This window comes from Streptomyces iranensis, assembly GCF_017874715.1.
Classification (GTDB): domain Bacteria; phylum Actinomycetota; class Actinomycetes; order Streptomycetales; family Streptomycetaceae; genus Streptomyces; species Streptomyces iranensis.
In genome coordinates, this window is record NZ_JAGGLR010000019.1 from 63,909 (window position 1) to 81,401 (window position 17,493).

Here is a 17,493-nt window from a genome sequence, read left to right on the forward strand (position 1 = left end):
ACAGGGGACCGGGTGTTCGCATAAGCTGTTTCACGCCAGTCACAGCTGTGTGGCTGAGCCACACCTCCACCCTCACTCAAGTGAGTGATGAGACCTGCCCGGATTGCGGCCCCTGTCCTGAGCTGCCCGCTGTTCGGTGCGTGAACTGCCCTGATTTGCACTAGTAATCGCAAATGTCGCCAGCTCACTCCGTTGGGTGATCTGCCGCGTACCCATAGTCCGTTCGGACCATCCAAGATTGGGCCTGCAGGGGGTGTTGCGCTGTGTCTCGCTTCCGTAACGTCCTCAACTGGCGACGGTGAATATGCCGTTTGTCGCCGTGGGGGAGCTCCGATTCGGGAGAGGACGGCGCCAGCATGGGCTGGGTAACCGACTGGAGTGCGCAGGCCGCCTGCCGCACTACTGATCCAGATGAACTGTTCGTCCAGGGCGCGGCACAGAACAGGGCCAAAGCGGTCTGCACCGGATGCCCGGTGCGCACCGAGTGCCTTGCGGATGCCTTGGACAACCGCGTGGAGTTCGGTGTGTGGGGAGGGATGACCGAGCGCGAGCGGCGAGCACTGCTGCGCCGCCGGCCGACGGTGACCTCCTGGCGCAGGCTCCTGGAGACCGCGCGCATCGAGTACGAGCGCAGCGCGGGGATTCTGCCCTTCGACGACGAGGACTACGAGCGCTTCGCCGCGGTCGGATAGGCCGAACGGCGGTCCACCGGTGGTCGGCTGACAGCCTGCCGGGCTGACGGCCCGCTGGGTTGACTTGGGTTGACTTGGGTTGAACTGGGTTGACCTGGGTTGATGCCTGCCGGTGTGAGCGTCTCGCCTCACATCACCTCACCCACCTCTCGTCTCGGCACGAGTGGGGGTGCGAGTACGGGCGCGCCTCGTCAGGGGCGGGTACGGGTACGCGCACGCCTCCGAGCACGACCGCGGCGCTGGTCGCGGTCGGCCGTGGGGGCGCGTGTGACACGGCCCGGGTGACATGGCTTCCTGTGGCATGGCCTGGTCTGACATGGCCTGGTGTGACATGGCTAACAGGTCGTCGCGGACCGGGGGTTGCTCCGTCGCCCAGGCCACTGGTGCCGCCTTCGGCTACCGGTGAGGCCCTCGGCCGACGGTGACTGTGGCCTGCCTGCGTGCCTGCGTGCCTGCGTGCCGGGCGTGGGTCTGCCTGTGCGCGCCGTAGGCCGCCAGCCAGCCGCGCAGCCGTATCCGCCGGAGCCTTGAGGCCCCGAAGCCCGAGGCCCAGCCGTGGCGCCCGTGCGCCATGCTCTCCATCACCGCTGGCGCTGTTCGCAATGCGTGCTGTCTGTCGTGCTGTCGTGCTGTTACGTCTCCATCCATGCGCGGGCGGCCGACCGCCCGGCGGGCACCGACTCAGCCCGCCGCGCGACTGGTCCGCTCCGGCGGGACCGCGAGGCGTTCGCCGATCGCCCGCAGCCCTGCCAAGTCGTGTACGTCGCCAGGGAGTGCGGCCACTTGGGCCACCGGAACCTCGGGGTGGAGCGCCGTGAAGCGGTCGTGTGTGCGCTGCTCGCGTCCGAGCACCTGCATACGCTCCGCGTGCAGCCGAAGCAGTCCCGCGGCGAGCCGCTCCGCCGACGAGTCCGCCGACGTGGGGGAGACGTCGGGGTCCACTGCCGAGGAGTTCCGCGCTTGAGCATTCCCTGAGGGGGGATCGACAAATCCGCCGTCGGCAAGATTTTCTGCCCCGGCGCCGTTCTTGGCCGGATCGCTTCCCTCCGCGGCGTTCGCGAGCGCATCGTCCGGATCCAAGGGATCGACCGCCAGGGTCAGGATCTCCGCGGCGGCCAACGCACGTTCCGCCGACAGTTGTTCGGCCCCGCTGCCGTGGACCCGGTTCAGCACCAGTCCGGCCAGCGGCATCTGGTCCGCGGCCAGCCGTTCCACGAAGTACGCGGCTTCCCGCAGGGCGTCCCGCTCGGGCGCGGCCACCACGAGGAAGGCCGTACCCGGAGCCTGCAGGAGCCGGTAGGTGGCCTCCGCGCGAGTGCGGAATCCGCCGAACATGGTGTCCATCGCGGCAGCAAACGTCTGAACGTCGCGCATCAGCTGCCCGCCGAGCACCTTGCTGACCGTGCCCGTCATCATCGAGACGCCCACGTTCAGGAACTTCATCCCGGCCTTGCCGCCCACCTTGGCCGGGGCCATCAGGACCTTGATGAACTTCCCGTCCAGAAAGGAGCCGAGACGTTTCGGCGCGTCCAGGAAGTCCAGCGCCGACCGGCTGGGCGGGGTGTCGACGATGATCAGATCCCATTCGTCGCGGGCCCGGAGCTGGCCGAGCTTCTCCATGGCCATGTACTCCTGCGTGCCCGCGAAACCGGCCGAGAGCGACTGGTAGAAGGGGTTCGCGAGGATCGCCCGGCCGCGCTCGGGGTCGGCGTGCGCCTCCACGAACTCGTCGAACGTCCGCTTCATGTCGAGCATCATGGCGTGCAGTTCGCCGCCGTTCCCGCCGCCGATGCCCTCCACCCGGCGCGGGATGTTGTCCAGTGCGTCGATGCCCATGGACTGCGCGAGCCGGCGGGCCGGGTCGATGGTGAGGACGACGGCCTTACGCCCGCGCTCGGCGGCCCGTACGCCCAGGGCGGCGGCGGTGGTGGTCTTACCGACGCCACCGGAGCCGCAGCACACCACGATGCGGGTCTGCGGATCGTCCAGCAGGACGTCGATGTCCAGCCGGGGTGCCACGTCCATGCTCATGCCGCCTCCTGCGTACGACTCGTTGTCCGTGGCGCCCTTACGGCGGGCGCCGCTCACGCCGGCCACTGCTTGCGCAGATCCGCCGCGAGCCGGTACAGCCCGGCCAGGTCGATGCCGTCCGTGAGCAGCTCCAACTCGTGCAGCGGCAGACCCAGGCCGGTCAGCTCGGCGCGCTGCGCCCGCTCCAGCGCCACCCGCTCGGCGTGCTCGCGCGCCTGCTCCAGCAGCGGGTCGACCAGCCGCTCGGCCATGCCGCCGCGGCGCGCACCGCCCAGGCCCGCCAGGGAGAGCGCCTTGGCGACGGCCGTGCGCTGCCCGTTGGCGGCCACCTCGACGGCCTCGTGGTCGAGGATCGCGGGGCGGACCATGTTGATGATGACCCCGCCCGTCGGAAGGCCGTCGGCGCGCAGCTCGGCGATGCCGTCCGCGGTCTCCTGGACCGGCATCTCCTCCAGCAGGGTCACCATGTGGACCGCGGTCTGGGGGGACTTCAGGACGCGCATCACGGCCTGGGCCTGATTGTGTATCGGGCCGGTCCTGGCCAGCCCGGCCACCTCGTGGTTGACGTTCAGGAAGCGGGTGATGCGGCCGGTGGGCGGCGCGTCCATGACCACGGAGTCGTAGACGAAGCGGCCGTCCTTGCCCTTGCGGCGCACCGCCTCGCACGCCTTGCCGGTCAGCAGGACGTCCCGCAGCCCCGGGGCGATGGTGGTCGCGAAGTCGATCGCGCCGAGCTTCTTGAGGGCGCGTCCGGCCGAGCCCAGTTTGTAGAACATATGGAGGTAGTCCAGAAGTGCGAACTCCGGATCGATCGCCAGGGCGTGCACCTCCCCGCCGCCCGGTGCGGTGGCGATCTTCCGCTCCTCGTAGGGCAGCGGCCCCGTCTCGAAGAGCTGCGCGATGCCCTGGCGGCCCTCGACCTCCACCAGCAGGGTTTGCCTGCCATCGGCCGCGAGGGCCAGCGCGAGTGCGGCGGCGACCGTGGTCTTGCCGGTTCCGCCCTTACCACTGATGACATGGAGCCTGCTCACAGTGGGGAGCCTAACCAGTCGCCCCTCGCCCTACGCACCAGGGCCCGGCGGAGAGGCATTACAGTCGGCCCCATGACCAAGTGGGAATACGCGACCGTACCGCTGCTCGTGCACGCCACGAAGCAGATTCTGGACACCTGGGGCGAGGACGGCTGGGAGCTGGTCCAGGTGGTCCCCGGCCCGAACCCGGAGCAGCTGGTGGCCTATCTGAAGCGGGAGAAGGGCTGATGGCGGGCGGCACGGTCGAGGGCAGGCTCGCCGGGCTCGGTCTGACGCTGCCCGCGGTCGCGGCACCCCTGGCCTCCTATGTGCCCGCGCTCCGCACCGGCCCGTACGTCTACACCTCGGGCCAGCTGCCGCTGGTCGAGGGGAAGCTGGGCGTGACCGGCAAGGTCGGCGCCGAGGTCACCCCCGAGGAGGCCAAGGACCTGGCGCGTATCTGTGCGCTGAACGCGCTGGCCGCCGTGAAGTCGGTCGTCGGCGACCTCGACCGGATCGTGCGGGTCGTGAAGGTCGTCGGCTTCGTCGCCTCCGCGCCGGACTTCACCGGCCAGCCGGGTGTCATCAACGGTGCGAGCGAGCTGCTGGGCGAGGCCCTGGGCGACGCGGGCGTACACGCGCGCAGCGCGGTGGGCGTGGCGGTGCTGCCCCTGGACGCGCCGGTCGAGGTCGAGATCCAGGTCGAGGTCGCGGACTGAGCGGACGCCGGGTCGCGGACTAGCGGACGCCGGGTCGCGGACCGGCGAACGGTCCCACCGACGGGCCGGTGGGCGCATGCGCAGGCGTACGTGGACGCGGACCGGTGTGACGGCCGGTGCGCGGACCGGCCCCGGCGTGGCGCCGCGGGGGCCACTCGAACATCAGCCCGTAAGCGCATAGCATCCGGCCATGTCCACTACGAATGGCCAGTGGTACCCACCCGAGTGGCCAGAGCGGATCCGGCTCCTGTCGGCCGGTGAGCTCACACCGGTGGCACCGCGCCGGGCCGCCACCGTCCTGCTGCTGCGGGACGGACCGTACGGAGCGGCCGGGCAGGGCGCACCACAGGACGCGCAGGACGTGCAGGGCGGGGACGGGGAGCACACACCGGACGAGCCCGACGCGGCGGAGCAGCCGGGCACGGCGCGGGAGTCCGCGGGGGCGCCGGAGGCGCCGGAGCCCGCAGAGGCCGCGGAAGGCCCTGAAGCGCCCCCAGAAGGCCTGCAGGACGCGGCGGGAGAGGCCGCCGGTCTCGCCGTCTACATGCTGCGCAGACGCGCCTCCATGGCCTTCGCCGGAGGCGCGTACGCCTATCCGGGCGGGGCCGTGGACCCGCGCGACGAGCGGATGGTCACCTGGGCCGGGCCCTCGCGGGCCCAGTGGGCGCGGCGGCTTGGCCTGGACCCGAGCGAGGGGACGCAGGCGCAGGCCATCGTGTGCGCGGCGGTCCGCGAGACCTTCGAGGAGGCGGGGGTGCTGCTCGCGGGCCCGACGCCGCACACCGTGGTCGCGGACACGACGGGGGACGACTGGGAGGCGGACCGCGCGGCGCTGGTCGCCCGGGATCTGTCCTTCGCGGAGTTCCTGGACCGCCGGGGGCTCGTACTCCGTTCGGACCTGCTGAGCTGCTGGGCGCGCTGGATCACCCCGGAGTTCGAACCGCGCCGCTACGACACCTGGTTCTTCGTGGCTGCGCTGCCGCGGGGGCAGCGCACCCGTAATGCCTCCACGGAGGCGGACCGGACCGTCTGGATCCGTCCCGGTGACGCGGCCGACGGCTACGACCGGGGCGAGCTGCTGATGATGCCGCCCACGATCGCGACGCTGCGCCAGCTCGCGGCGTACGGCTCGGTCGCCGACGCGCTGGCCGCCGCGACGGACCGGGACCTGACGCCGGTCCTGGCCCGCGCGCGGGTGGAGAACGGGGAGCTGGTGCTGAGCTGGCCGGGCCATGATGAGTTCACCAAGCACATCCCGGGAGCCACGGGGGGACCCTCCGCATGACGTACGCATCCGCTCTGCCCGGCCAGCCGCGCGGGGGCACCATCGGCGGCCCGGCCACCGACCGGGCCGTCTGCGTCCTGGCGCCGAACGCCTCGCCCATGACCCTGGACGGCACCAACACCTGGATCGTCGCCGAGCCCGACTCCGACCTCGCCGTCGTCATCGACCCAGGGCCGCTGGACGACGCCCACCTCAAGGAGGTCATCGCGACCGCCGAGCGGGCGGGCAGGCGGGTCGCGCTGACGCTGCTCACCCATGGCCACCCGGACCACGCGGAGGGCGCGGCGCGCTTCGCCGAGCTGACGCGGACGTCCGTAAGGGCGCTGGATCCGGCGCTGCGGCTGGGGGACGAGGGGCTGGAGCTGGGCGACGTCATAACCACCGGCGGTCTGGAGCTGCGGGTGGTGCCCACGCCCGGCCACACCGCCGACTCGCTGTCCTTCCACCTTCCGGCCGATGGCGCGGTCCTTACGGGCGACACGGTGCTCGGGCGGGGCACGACCGTCGTCGCGCATCCGGACGGGCGGCTCGGCGACTACCTGGACTCGCTGCGGCGGCTGCGCTCGCTGGCGGTGGACGACGGGGTGGACACCGTCCTGCCGGGCCACGGCCCGGTGCTGAACGACGCCCGTGGCGCCGTGGAGTACTACCTCGCGCATCGCGCCAACCGGCTCGCGCAGGTGGAGACGGCGGTCGAGGACGGGTACCGGACGCCCTCGGAGGTCGTGGCGCATGTGTACGCGGACGTGGACCGGTCCCTGTGGCCGGCGGCGGAGCTGTCGGTCCGGGCCCAGCTGGACTATCTGCGCGACCACGGGCTGATCTGAGGCCGGCGCCTTCCCGAGCCCCGTGGGCCCGCGGCCTGTGGGGCCGGCCGTTCACAAGCGCCGGCCGTTCACAAGCGCCGGCCGTTCACAAGCGCCGTAGGTTCACAAGCGCCGTAGGTTCACAAGCGCCGTAGGTTCACAAGCGCCGTAGGTTCATGAGCGCCGTAGGTTCATGAGCGCCGTAAGGGGCCCGCCGGAATCCGGCGGGCCCCTTACGGTCGGTCTTCGCGTTCTGTCCGGCGTCAGCGGGAGCGCTTGGCCAGCCGCTCGACGTCCAGCAGGATCACCGCGCGCGCCTCCAGCCGCAGCCAGCCGCGGCCCGCGAAGTCGGCGAGCGCCTTGTTGACGGTCTCGCGGGAGGCGCCGACCAGCTGGGCCAGCTCCTCCTGGGTCAGGTCGTGGACGACGTGGATGCCTTCCTCCGACTGCACGCCGAAGCGGCGCGACAGGTCCAGCAGGGCCCTGGCGACCCGGCCGGGAACGTCGGAGAAGACCAGGTCGGACATCTGGTCGTTGGTCTTGCGCAGGCGCCGGGCGACCGCGCGCAGCAGCGCGGAGGCGACCTCGGGCCGGGCGTTCAGCCATGGCTGGAGATCGCCGTGGCCAAGGCCGAGCAGCTTGACTTCGGTGAGGGCGGTGGCGGTGGCGGTACGCGGGCCCGGGTCGAAGAGCGACAGCTCGCCGATCAGCTCGCCGGGACCGAGCACGGCCAGCATGTTCTCGCGGCCGTCGGGAGAGGTGCGGTGGAGCTTCACCTTGCCCTCGGTGACCACGTACAGGCGGTCGCCGGGGTCCCCTTCGTGGAAGAGCGCGTCACCCCGCGCGAGGGTGACCTCTCCCATGGAGGCGCGCAGCTCAGCGGCCTGCTCGTCATCGAGCGCCGCGAAGAGCGGGGCGCGCCGCAGAACGTCGTCCACGAGTCTCTCCTTGTCGACATGCACAGGGGACCGACGTCCCCATGATGCCGGACGGTAAAACAGTGCGATCAATCACAAGTTTGACGCACTGGCCTGCCGAGCTGTGCGGCAGGGGTCCGATTGGGGGCCTCTTCGCGGTGGCCGGGCCGGATGTCAGTGGGTGGGCTTAGGCTGGCCGAGTGTCCAATACGCCGGTGAGAGCACAGGGCAAGGGGGCCGGACGGGTGACCGCATCTCGTAATTCCGCTGTGGGCGAACAAGAGTCCGCTGGCTCGACAGAAGCCTCGAAACCACATAAATCGGTCAAGGGCTCGAAGGGCGCCCGTCCCGAGTCCCGTCCCGAGTCCCGGCTCGCCCTCGTCCGCCGCGCCCGCCGCATCAACCGCGAGCTCGCCGAGGTGTATCCGTACGCCCATCCCGAGCTGGACTTCGAGAACTCGTTCCAGCTGCTGGTGGCCACGGTCCTGTCGGCCCAGACCACCGATCTGCGGGTCAACCAGACCACCCCCGCGCTCTTCGCCGCGTATCCGACGCCCGAGGACATGGCCGCCGCCGACCCGGAGGCCCTGGAGCAGCTGATCCGGCCCACCGGCTTCTTCCGCGCCAAGGCCAAATCGCTGCTCGGCCTGTCCGCCGCCCTCCGCGACCACTTCGGCGGCGAGGTCCCGGGCCGGCTCGAGGACCTGGTCACCCTGCCCGGTGTCGGCCGTAAGACGGCCAATGTGGTGCTCGGCAATGCCTTCGGGGTGCCGGGCCTGACCGTGGACACCCACTTCGGGCGGCTGGTGCGGCGCTGGAAGTGGACCGCCCAGGAGGACCCCGAGAAGGTCGAGGCCGAGATCGCCGCGCTCTTCCCCAAGAGCGAGTGGACGATGCTCTCGCACCGCATCATCTTCCACGGCCGCCGCGTCTGCCATGCCCGCAAGCCCGCGTGCGGCGCCTGCCCGATCGCCCCGCTCTGCCCGGCGTACGGGGAGGGCGAGACCGACCCGGACAAGGCGAAGAAGCTGCTGAAGTACGAGATGGGCGGCCAGCCGGGCCAGCGCCTGCGCCCGCCGTCCGACTACCCCGGCCGTCCCGCCGCCCCCCTGGGGGCCGCCGAGTGACGAGCACGTACGGGGATGTGGAGGTCAGCGCCCAGGGGCTGCCCGAGTGGCTGCTCCCGGTGGCCCGGCTGGCCGAGACGATCGAGCCGCGCCAGCTGAGCCGGTTTCTGCCGCCCGCGCAGGGCGGAGGCCGCCCCTCCGCCGTGCTGGTGCTCTTCGGCGAGGGCCCCGGCGGCCCGGAGCTGCTGCTCATGGAGCGCTCCGGCTCGCTGCGCTCGCACGCCGGCCAGCCCTCCTTCCCCGGCGGCGCCCTCGACCCGGAGGACGGCGATCCGGAGGAGGAGGGCCCGCTGCGCGCGGCGCTGCGCGAGGCCGAGGAGGAGACCGGCCTCGACCCTTCGGGGGTCCAGGTCTTCGCGGTGCTGCCGCGGCTCTACATCCCGGTGAGCGGCTTCGTCGTCACCCCGGTGCTGGGCTGGTGGCGCCGGCCCACCGCGGTCGGGCCGGTGGACCCGGCCGAGACGGCCCGGGTCTTCACGGTCCCCGTGGCGGATCTCACGGACCCGGCGAACCGGGCCACCACCGTCCACCCCAGCGGTCACCGGGGGCCCGCCTTCCTGGTGGGATCCGCTCTGGTCTGGGGTTTCACCGCGGGAGTGATCGATCGCATCCTGCATTACGCGGGGTGGGAGCGACCGTGGGACCGAGCCAAGCGCGTCCCACTCGACTGGCGCGCGTGAGACGGTGTTCCGGTGAATGTGCTGGACATCCTGCTGCTGCTCGCCGCCGTGTGGTTCGCGATCGTCGGCTACCGCCAGGGTTTCGTCGTCGGCGTGCTGTCGGTGACGGGGTTCATCGGAGGTGGGTTGATCGCGATCTATCTGCTGCCGCTCATATGGGACGGCACCACCGACGACAAGGCATCCCCCGGCACCGTCGGTGCCGTGGTGGCGATCGTCCTGGTGATCGTGTGCGCCTCGGTCGGCCAGGCTGCCACCACTCACCTGGGGAACAAGCTGCGGCGGTACATCACCTGGTCACCGGCGCGCGCCCTGGACGCGACGGGCGGGGCGCTGGTGAACGTCCTCGCGATGCTGCTGGTTGCCTGGCTGATCGGCTCCCTGGTGGCCCAGACCTCGCTCCCCACCCTGGGCAGGGAGGTCCGCGACTCCAAGGTGCTGCTCGGGGTGTCCCGCGTCGTTCCGGACGAGGCGAACACCTGGTTCACCGACTTCTCCTCCGTGCTCGCGCAGAACGGCTTCCCGCAGGTCTTCTCGCCCTTCGCCAACGAGCCGATCACCACGGTGCCGCAGCCCGACCCCACGCTCGCCCAGTCCCCGGTGGCCACCCGGGCGCAGGAGAGCATCGTCAAGGTGGTCGGCACCGCCCCCAGCTGCGGCAAGGTCCTCGAGGGCAGCGGCTTCGTGTTCGCCCCGAACCGGGTCATGACCAACGCCCATGTCGTCGGCGGCGTCAGCGACCCGACCGTGCAGATAGGCGGCGAGGGCCGGCTCTACGACGCCAAGGTCGTGCTCTACGACTGGAAGCGCGATATCGCGGTCCTCGATGTGCCCTCGCTGCAGGCCCCGGCGCTGCAGTTCGCGCAGGACGACGCGCACTCCGGTGATGGCGCGATCGTCGCCGGCTTCCCGGAGAACGGCGCCTTCGATGTGCGCGCCGCCCGGGTCCGCGGCCGTATCGAGGCCAATGGCCCCGACATCTACCGCCGCTCCACCGTGCACCGCGATGTGTACTCGCTGTACGCGACGGTGCGGCAGGGCAACTCCGGCGGTCCGCTGCTCACCCCGCAGGGGCGGGTGTACGGCGTGGTCTTCGCCAAGTCCCTCGACGACGCCGACACCGGATACGCGCTGACGGCGGACGAGGTGAGCGAGGACATCCAGAAGGGGCGCACGGCCGACCAGCCGGTGGACAGCCAGGGGTGTGCCCTCTAGTTTCCGGTGTCGCCGTGGCCCCGGGCCGCGCCCGGGATACTGCTAGCGGCCGCGTGGATGGCGCAGTCGCGCCGAGACCCACCGGGCCCGGCGGCGGATGATGCGGGGAATCCCGATGTTCGGGTCATGGCCTTGGGTAGGCCCGGAGCCGCCCCGCTCGGAAACACTCAGCGCGGCATTGGCAGTAGCGGCGGCCTCGGGGCCGCGGCTGTTTGGTGCGTCACGGTAGTCGTGCGTCCAGCCCATACCTCGGTGTGTGCCCCTGACCCAAGGTCCGTAATCGCCGCTGGCTGCGGCAATTGGCCTATGCTCCAGGCAATTGGCTGTTCGAAAAACAGATGTTCGCCCGCGCGTGGGAACGTGGTCGGAATGCGTACGTCCGATGACGCTCAGCGGTCGGGTTCGGGGTCCTTCAGCCAGTTGATCAGCTCGGTGGTGAAGGCCCGGGGGTCCTCCTCGTGCGGGAAGTGGCCGAGCCCGTCGAAGAGCCGCCAGCGGTAGGGGGCCTCGACATACTCACCGGAGCCCGCCGCGCTGCGAGCGCGCGTCACCGGGTCGAGTGACCCGTGCAGATGCAGGGTCGGCACCCGCACCGGCCGCTTCATCCGCCGGTTGAACTGGAAACCGTCCGGCCGCGCCAGCGACCGCACCATCCAGCGGTACGGCTCGATCGAGCAGTGCGCGGTCGAGGGGATGCACATCGCCCGCCGGTAGACCTCGACCGCCTCGTCCTCGGGCAGCCGCGGTCCGGACCAGTCCCGGATCAGCCGCCCCACGGCCGCCGCGTCGTCCGCGACCAGCTGGCGCTCGGGCAGCCAGGGCCGCTGGAAGCCCCAGATATGGGAGCTGGCGGCGCTCTGTTTGACGTCCGCGACCATCGCCGAGCGCCAGCGGCGGGGATGCGGCATCGAGGCCACCGCGAGCCGCCGCACCAGCTTCGGCCGCATCACGGCGGCCGTCCACGCCAGGTATCCGCCCAGGTCATGGCCGACGAGTGCGGCGTCCGGCTCGCCCAGCGAGCGGATCACACCGGTGATGTCGAGGGCGAGGTTGGCCGGGTCGTAGCCCCGGGGCGTACGGTCGCTGCCGCCCACCCCGCGCAGATCCATCGCGACCGCGCGGTAGCCGGCGTCGGCGAGCGCGGGCAACTGGTGCCGCCAGGTCCACCAGAACTGCGGAAAGCCGTGCAACAGCAGCACCAGCGGGCCGTCACCCAGCTCGGCGATGTGGAAGCGCGCGCCGTTGGCCGCGACATCCCGGTGGGTCCAGGGGCCGTCGAGTCGTACGACCGACGCGGAGGTATCAGGGACGGTCATGCCGACGAGCGTGTCACATCCCGCGCCGGGCGTCCGCCATTGCTCCCGGCACGCGGATGCGGCTTGACGCTCCCCAGTACGGCGGCCGTCTCCTTGGACGAGGAAATCGACCGCTTCGGCGCCTTGACCTTCTTGAACTTCAGCAGCGCCAGCAGACCCAGGATCCCGGCGAACAGCCAGTAGATCCCGCCCACGATCAGGAAGCACCAGGCCAGGCCGAGGCCGGTCCACGAACGCATGCCGTAGGCGAGGGCGAAACTCAGCACCGGCAGCGAGAACAGCAGCAGCACCCCGGCCGCCATCCCCGCGCCGCTGCCGACCGCGGCCTTCTTGGCCCCCACCCGGAGCTCGGCCTTGGCCAGCGCGATCTCGTCGTGCACCAGCGCCGACAGCTCGGTGGTCGCCGTCGCCACCAGCTGGCCGAGGCTGCGGTTGCCGCCGTCGTCGGCTGCGCTCATCGCCATCTCCCTCTGCTCTTGTGCGTCTTACCGCTCGTGTCTTGTGCGTCTTGCGCTCGTGCTGCGTCGTTCGTGCTTGGTATGTCGTCGGTGCTTGCTACGTCGTCGGTGCTTGGTACGTCGTCAGTGCTTGGTACGTCGTCGGTGCTTGCTACGTCTTCTGCGCATTTCTGCGGGTGTCAAGCCTCTCAGATCATGCCGGACCATCGTCGCCGGAGTCGTTCGCGGCAGCCACTTCGGCAAGCCGTCGGTGCTCGGCGGCCTTTGCCTCGTGAATGGCGGCCATCCGCAGGTGGTACGCGGGGCTGTCGAGCTCATAGATATCCGGGATGCCGTCCATGTCCTCGTCCCGCTCCTCCTCCTGACACAGCCGCTGGTACTTGGCGTTGCGCAGTTTGAGGAGGATCCCGGCGAACAGGGCGGCGGTCAGCGAGCCGATGAGAACCGCCGCCTTGACCTCCTCGGTGAGCGTGGGATCGCCGGGGAAGGCGAGTTCGTCGATGAGGAGGGAGACGGTGAAGCCGATTCCGGCGAGGGCGGCCACGGCGAAGACATCGGCCCAGGCCAGGTCTTCGTTCAGCTCGGCCCTGGTGAAGCGGGCGGCGCACCAGGAGCCGCCGAAGACGCCGACGGCCTTGCCCACGACGAGGCCGAGGACGACGCCGAGGGTCTCCGGGCGGGTGAAGACATCCGCCACGGCGCCGCCGGAGAGCGGCACCCCGGCCGCGAACAGCGCGAACAGCGGCACCGCCACCCCCGCCGACACCGGTCGCACCCGGTGCTCGACGCGTTCGGCGGGGGACCGCTCCTCACCCTCCCGTACGGTGCAGCGCAGCATCAGGCCCATCGCGACGCCGGCGATGGTGGCATGCACACCGCTGGCGTGCATCAGCGCCCAGATCACCACGGCGAGCGGGACGTATATCCAGGCTGTCCGGACGCCCTTGCGGTGCAGCAGCCAGAAGAGGGCGAGCGCGGCGACCGACAGGATCAGGGCGACGAAGTTGATGTGCTGGGTGAAGAAGATCGCGATGATGAGGATCGCGCCGAGGTCGTCGACGACCGCGAGGGTGAGCAGGAAGGCGCGCAGCGCGGCGGGCAGCGCGGTGCCGATCACGGCGAGGACGGCGAGCGCGAAGGCGATATCGGTGGCGGTCGGCACGGCCCAGCCCTTGAGGCTTCCGCCGCCGCTCGCGCTGACGATGACATAGACGAGCGCGGGTACGACCATGCCGCAGATGGCGGCGATCACGGGCAGCGCGGCGGCCTTGGGGTCGCGCAGCTCGCCCGCCACCAGCTCGCGCTTGAGCTCGATACCGGCGACGAAGAAGAAGATCGTCAGCAGCCCGTCGGTGGCCCAGGAGGCGACCGAGAGACGCAGATGCAGCGCCTGGGGGCCGAAGGAGAAGTCCCTGATGTCGCCGTAGACGCCGCTGAGGGGGGTGTTGGCGAGGATCAGTGCCACGATGGCGGCCACCAGGAGGATCACACCGCCGACGGTCTCGGTGCGCAGCGCGTCGATGACGAACGTCCGCTCGGGCAGCGACAGGCGTCCGAGGAACTTGCGGCTGGTGGGCGCGGCCACGGGCGGGCCTCCTGGGTGGGTCGAGGTGCGGATACACGTGTGGCGTATGCCGACCAGACTTCCCGGCGCTCCTGTCCATCATCTTGTCGCATTTTCTACGCGACAGCCACCTGCGGCGGACGCGCATGACGGCCACCTGCGACAGCCACCTTCGGCGGCCACCTGCGACAGCCACCTTCGGCGGCCACCTGCGGCCCGCGACATCCGCGGCAGCCACAGCGAAGGGGCGCCCCCGCCGGGCGGGAGCGCCCCCTCGTCTGTTCGGCGCAGGTGCTGGGGTCACTCCTCGCTGGGGGTGGAGGGCAGCTTGCTCTGGATCAGCTCCATGACGGAGGAGTCGGTGAGCGTGGTGACATCGCCCAGGGCCCGGTTCTCGGCGACATCGCGCAGCAGCCGCCGCATGATCTTGCCGGAGCGGGTCTTGGGCAGCTCGGCCACCGGCAGGATCCGCTTGGGCTTGGCGATCGGGCCGAGCTGCTTGGCCACATGCGCCCGCAACTCCTCGACCAGGCTCTCGTCCTCGGCCGCGGTGCCGCGCAGGATGACGAACGCGCAGATCGCCTGGGTGGTCTGCGGGTCGGTGGCACCGACGACCGCCGCCTCGGCGACCTTGGGGTGCGAGACGAGGGCCGACTCGACCTCGGTCGTGGAGATGTTGTGGCCGGAGACCAGCATCACATCGTCGACCCGGCCGAGCAGCCAGATGTCGCCGTCGTCGTCCTTCTTGGCGCCGTCGCCCGCGAAGTAGCGCTTGTCGAAGCGGGACCAGTAGGTGTCCAGGTAGCGCTGGTCGTCGCCCCAGATGGTGCGGAGCATGGACGGCCACGGCTCGGTGAGCACCAGATAGCCGCCATGGCCGTTCGGCACCTCATTGGCCTCGTCGTCAACGACGGTGGCGGCGATGCCCGGCAGCGCGACCTGGGCCGAACCGGGCTTGGTGGCGGTGACGCCCGGCAGCGGGCTGATCATGATGCCGCCGGTCTCGGTCTGCCACCAGGTGTCGACGACGGGAGTGGTGTCCGCGCCGATGTGCTTGCGGTACCAGACCCATGCCTCGGGGTTGATGGGCTCGCCGACGGAGCCGAGGATCCGCAGCGAGGAGAGGTCGAACTTGGCCGGGATGTCGTCGCCCCACTTCATGCAGGCGCGGATCGCGGTCGGGGCGGTGTACAGGATGGTGACCCCGTACTTCTGGACGACCTCCCACCAGCGGCCCTGGTGCGGGGTGTCCGGGGTGCCCTCGTAGAGCACCTCGGTGGCGCCGTTGGAGAGCGGGCCGTAGACGATGTACGAGTGACCGGTGACCCAGCCGACGTCCGCCGTGCACCAGAAGACATCGGTCTCCGGCTTGAGGTCGAAGACGGCGTGGTGGGTGTAGGAGACCTGGGTGAGGTAGCCGCCGGAGGTGTGCAGGATGCCCTTCGGCTTACCGGTCGTGCCCGAGGTGTAGAGGATGAACAGCGGGTGCTCGGCGTCGAACGCCTCGGGGGTGTGCTGCTCCGGCTGGCGCTCCACGATCTCGTGCCACCAGACGTCGCGGCCCTCGTTCCAGTCCACCTCCTGGCCGGTGCGGCGGACGACCAGCACATTGCGCACGTTCTCGGTGCCGGGCCGGGTGAGTGCCTCGTCGACGGCGGGCTTGAGCGCGGACGGCTTGCCACGGCGGTAGCCGCCGTCGGCGGTGATGATGACCTGGGCGTCGGCGTCCTGGATGCGGGTGGCGAGAGCGTCGGCCGAGAAGCCGCCGAAGACCACCGAATGCGGGGCGCCGATGCGGGCGCAGGCCAGCATCGCGACCACGGTCTCCGGGATCATCGGCATATAGATGGCGACCCGGTCGCCCGACCGGACCCCCAACTCGGTGAGTGCGTGGGCCGCTTGGGAGACCTCCCGCTGCAGCTCGGCGTAGGTGAGGGAGCGGGTGTCGCCGGGCTCGCCCTCGAAGTGGAGCGCCACCCGGTCGCCCAGGCCGTTCTCGACATGCCGGTCGACGCAGTTGTACGCCACATTGAGCTTGCCATCGGCGAACCACTTCGCAAAGGGCGGGTTCGACCAGTCGAGTGTCTCGGTCGGCGCGGTCGCCCAGGACAGCCGACGGGCCTGCTCGGCCCAGAAGCCCAGGCGGTCCACCTTCGCCCGCTCATACGCCTCGGCCGTGACATTGGCGTTCGCGGTCAGCTCGGCGGGCGGCGCGAAGCGACGCTCCTCCCGAAGAAGGTTGGCCAGGCTCTCGTTACTCACGACATCTCCCATTCCCAGGGTGTCCGTTGTGTCCCAGGCCATAGCTCATCAGCCAACGGCACACCCTGACAAGGGCTGTCGCCGAAAATTGGTTTAGACCTTTAGTCGCGTACGTCACCGTCCCAGCTCCAGGGCACCCTGGACGGGGTCGCCGCCCCGCTCCGCCACGCCGGAACGGCCGCTTCCGGGCCGGGAGGGGGCCGCCGTGGTGGCGAGGCAGACGGGCATCGGCGCGCCGTGGTCCGCCGCGCCATGCTCCGGCGCGCCATGCTCCGCCGCGCCATGCTCCGGGCGGACGGGCAGAAACCTCCCCGTGCCCGTGTCCAGGACATACGCCTGGGCCTCCGCCACCTGGAAATACATGCCGTGCAGCGCCAGCCCGCCCTCCGCCACCCGCCGTGCCACACAGGCGTGCTCCATCAGATGGTCGAGCTGCTGTCTCACATTGACCAGCGCCAGCCGCTCCACATCGTCGGCGATCGCCCGGCTCGACAGGGCGACTTCGCCGCGCCCCAGCCGGCCGATCCGCTCCATCCGTGCCAGCGCCGGTCTGCCATGACGCAGCCAGCGCTCAAGCGGCGTCCGGTCCCCGTCGGCGGATGCGCCGGGCCCGTCGGAGGGCGCCCCGGGTCCGACGTACGCCTCGGCCCCACTGGTGGACGCCCAGGGCCGGGACGGTGTGCGGACCGGCGCCGATGAGTCGAGCAGCGCCTGCATCGCACCGCATCCGGAGTGACCGCACACCGTAATGCTGCTGATCTTCAGCACCTCCACCGCGTACTCGATCGCCGCGCCCACCGAGTCGCAGGAGTCATCGGCGCCCGGTGGTGGCACCAGATTGCCGACATTGCGCACGGTGAACAGATCTCCGGGGCCGCTGGAGGTGATCATGCTGGTCACCAGGCGGGAGTCGGCGCAGGTGAGGAACAGCTGGCTGGGCCGCTGCCCCTCCCGCGCCAGCCGGGCCAGCTCATCGCGGACCAGCGGTGCCGTATGGCGCTGGAACGCGCTCACCCCGCCGAGCAGCTGACCGCCCGCGTCGCCGCCGGCGGCGGCGCTCGCTCCGACGCCCGCGGCCGCCGGGGCCGGACGGGTGCAGTGGTGATCACGCCAAGGCGTCCACGGCCGACAGGCTCGGGCGCCGTCCGCCTCCGCGACCCGACGCGCCGCCTGTCCATCGGCCGCCGCCCGCCCGGAGCCCGCCGTCCGCCCGGAGCCCGCCGTCCACCCGGAGCCCGAAGGCCGCCGGGAGTCCGAGGGGTGGAGGAGCACTGTGAGGAGGGTGGTGACCGCGAGGGCCGCGGCGGCGGCCATGAGACCGGCCCGGAGCGGGGCACCGCAGGTCGACGCGATGCCCAGCGAGACGGAGGCGATACCCAGCGAGAGAGGAACGGCGAACCGGAAGAAGGCG

The 17,493-nt window shown here is 71.1% G+C and carries 16 protein-coding genes and 1 pseudogene; 8 read left to right on the forward strand and 9 right to left on the reverse strand.

What is annotated here, in order from left to right; genetic code table 11:
- Positions 1-356 precede the first annotated feature (356 nt).
- Positions 357-692: a WhiB family transcriptional regulator gene (locus tag J2Z30_RS31550; RefSeq protein WP_020870211.1), complete on the forward strand. Its 336-nt coding sequence runs from the start codon at positions 357-359 to the stop codon at positions 690-692.
- A gap of 681 nt (positions 693-1,373) precedes the next feature.
- Here J2Z30_RS31550 and bagB read toward each other — a convergent pair.
- A complete protein-coding gene (gene bagB / locus J2Z30_RS31555; protein ID WP_044581728.1) occupies positions 1,374-2,723 on the reverse strand; it encodes an ATPase BagB in 1,350 nt (449 codons plus the stop codon).
- A 53-nt stretch (positions 2,724-2,776) separates the two neighbouring features.
- Positions 2,777-3,754: an ATPase BagA gene (bagA, locus tag J2Z30_RS31560; protein ID WP_044573070.1), complete on the reverse strand. Its 978-nt coding sequence runs from the start codon at positions 3,752-3,754 to the stop codon at positions 2,777-2,779.
- A 72-nt stretch (positions 3,755-3,826) separates the two neighbouring features.
- On the opposite strand from bagA, the gene sp36 reads away from it, so the two are divergent.
- From sp36 to J2Z30_RS31580, 4 genes are all read left to right on the forward strand, one after another.
- Entirely contained in the window at positions 3,827-3,982 is a 156-nt protein-coding gene (gene sp36 / locus J2Z30_RS31565; protein WP_020870215.1) for a Sp36 family protein, read from the forward strand.
- Entirely contained in the window at positions 3,982-4,452 is a 471-nt protein-coding gene (locus J2Z30_RS31570) for a RidA family protein (RefSeq protein WP_044573073.1), read from the forward strand. Before sp36 ends, J2Z30_RS31570 begins: the two co-directional genes overlap by 1 nt.
- Positions 4,453-4,642: 190 nt before the next feature.
- Entirely contained in the window at positions 4,643-5,737 is a 1,095-nt protein-coding gene (locus J2Z30_RS31575; protein ID WP_044573076.1) for an NUDIX hydrolase, read from the forward strand.
- On the forward strand, positions 5,734-6,564 hold the full coding sequence (locus tag J2Z30_RS31580; protein ID WP_044573078.1) for an MBL fold metallo-hydrolase: 831 nt from the start codon (positions 5,734-5,736) through the stop codon (positions 6,562-6,564). Before J2Z30_RS31575 ends, J2Z30_RS31580 begins: the two co-directional genes overlap by 4 nt.
- A gap of 242 nt (positions 6,565-6,806) precedes the next feature.
- Here J2Z30_RS31580 and J2Z30_RS31585 read toward each other — a convergent pair whose 3' ends face one another.
- Positions 6,807-7,481, reverse strand: coding sequence for a Crp/Fnr family transcriptional regulator (locus J2Z30_RS31585; RefSeq protein ID WP_014061749.1), 675 nt, complete (start codon positions 7,479-7,481; stop codon positions 6,807-6,809).
- Positions 7,482-7,729: 248 nt separating this feature from the next.
- Here J2Z30_RS31585 and nth point away from each other — a divergent pair, with 248 nt between their 5' ends.
- The 3 genes from nth to J2Z30_RS31600 are packed head-to-tail and all read left to right on the forward strand — an operon-like array spanning position 7,730 to position 10,482.
- The gene (nth, locus tag J2Z30_RS31590; RefSeq protein ID WP_044573081.1) at positions 7,730-8,587 is read left to right on the forward strand and encodes an endonuclease III; all 858 of its coding nucleotides are present in this window, start codon (positions 7,730-7,732) and stop codon (positions 8,585-8,587) included.
- Positions 8,584-9,267, forward strand: coding sequence for an NUDIX hydrolase (locus tag J2Z30_RS31595; RefSeq protein WP_209468921.1), 684 nt, complete (start codon positions 8,584-8,586; stop codon positions 9,265-9,267). The genes nth and J2Z30_RS31595 overlap by 4 nt, the downstream gene beginning before the upstream one ends.
- Positions 9,268-9,279: 12 nt before the next feature.
- The gene (locus J2Z30_RS31600) at positions 9,280-10,482 is read left to right on the forward strand and encodes a MarP family serine protease (protein ID WP_044573085.1); all 1,203 of its coding nucleotides are present in this window, start codon (positions 9,280-9,282) and stop codon (positions 10,480-10,482) included.
- Between the two features lie 42 nt (positions 10,483-10,524).
- Here the strand turns inward: J2Z30_RS31600 and J2Z30_RS49980 are convergent, their stop codons facing one another.
- The 6 genes and pseudogenes from J2Z30_RS49980 to J2Z30_RS31625 all read right to left on the reverse strand — a co-directional run.
- The gene (locus J2Z30_RS49980) at positions 10,525-10,728 is read right to left on the reverse strand and encodes a hypothetical protein (protein WP_078956796.1); all 204 of its coding nucleotides are present in this window, start codon (positions 10,726-10,728) and stop codon (positions 10,525-10,527) included.
- Positions 10,729-10,871: 143 nt separating this feature from the next.
- On the reverse strand, positions 10,872-11,798 hold the full coding sequence (locus tag J2Z30_RS31605; protein ID WP_044573087.1) for an alpha/beta fold hydrolase: 927 nt from the start codon (positions 11,796-11,798) through the stop codon (positions 10,872-10,874).
- Positions 11,795-12,256, reverse strand: a complete 462-nt coding sequence (locus tag J2Z30_RS31610) for a phage holin family protein (RefSeq protein WP_020870223.1) — start codon at positions 12,254-12,256, stop codon at positions 11,795-11,797. Before J2Z30_RS31610 ends, J2Z30_RS31605 begins: the two co-directional genes overlap by 4 nt.
- A gap of 193 nt (positions 12,257-12,449) precedes the next feature.
- Entirely contained in the window at positions 12,450-13,841 is a 1,392-nt protein-coding gene (gene nhaA / locus J2Z30_RS31615) for a Na+/H+ antiporter NhaA (RefSeq protein ID WP_044573089.1), read from the reverse strand.
- A gap of 279 nt (positions 13,842-14,120) precedes the next feature.
- On the reverse strand, positions 14,121-16,082 hold the full coding sequence (gene acs, locus J2Z30_RS31620) for an acetate--CoA ligase (protein ID WP_044581729.1): 1,962 nt from the start codon (positions 16,080-16,082) through the stop codon (positions 14,121-14,123).
- Positions 16,083-16,196: 114 nt separating this feature from the next.
- A pseudogene (locus tag J2Z30_RS31625) lies at positions 16,197-17,303 on the reverse strand (carbonic anhydrase); the annotation flags it as partial.
- Positions 17,304-17,493: the final 190 nt, after the last annotated feature.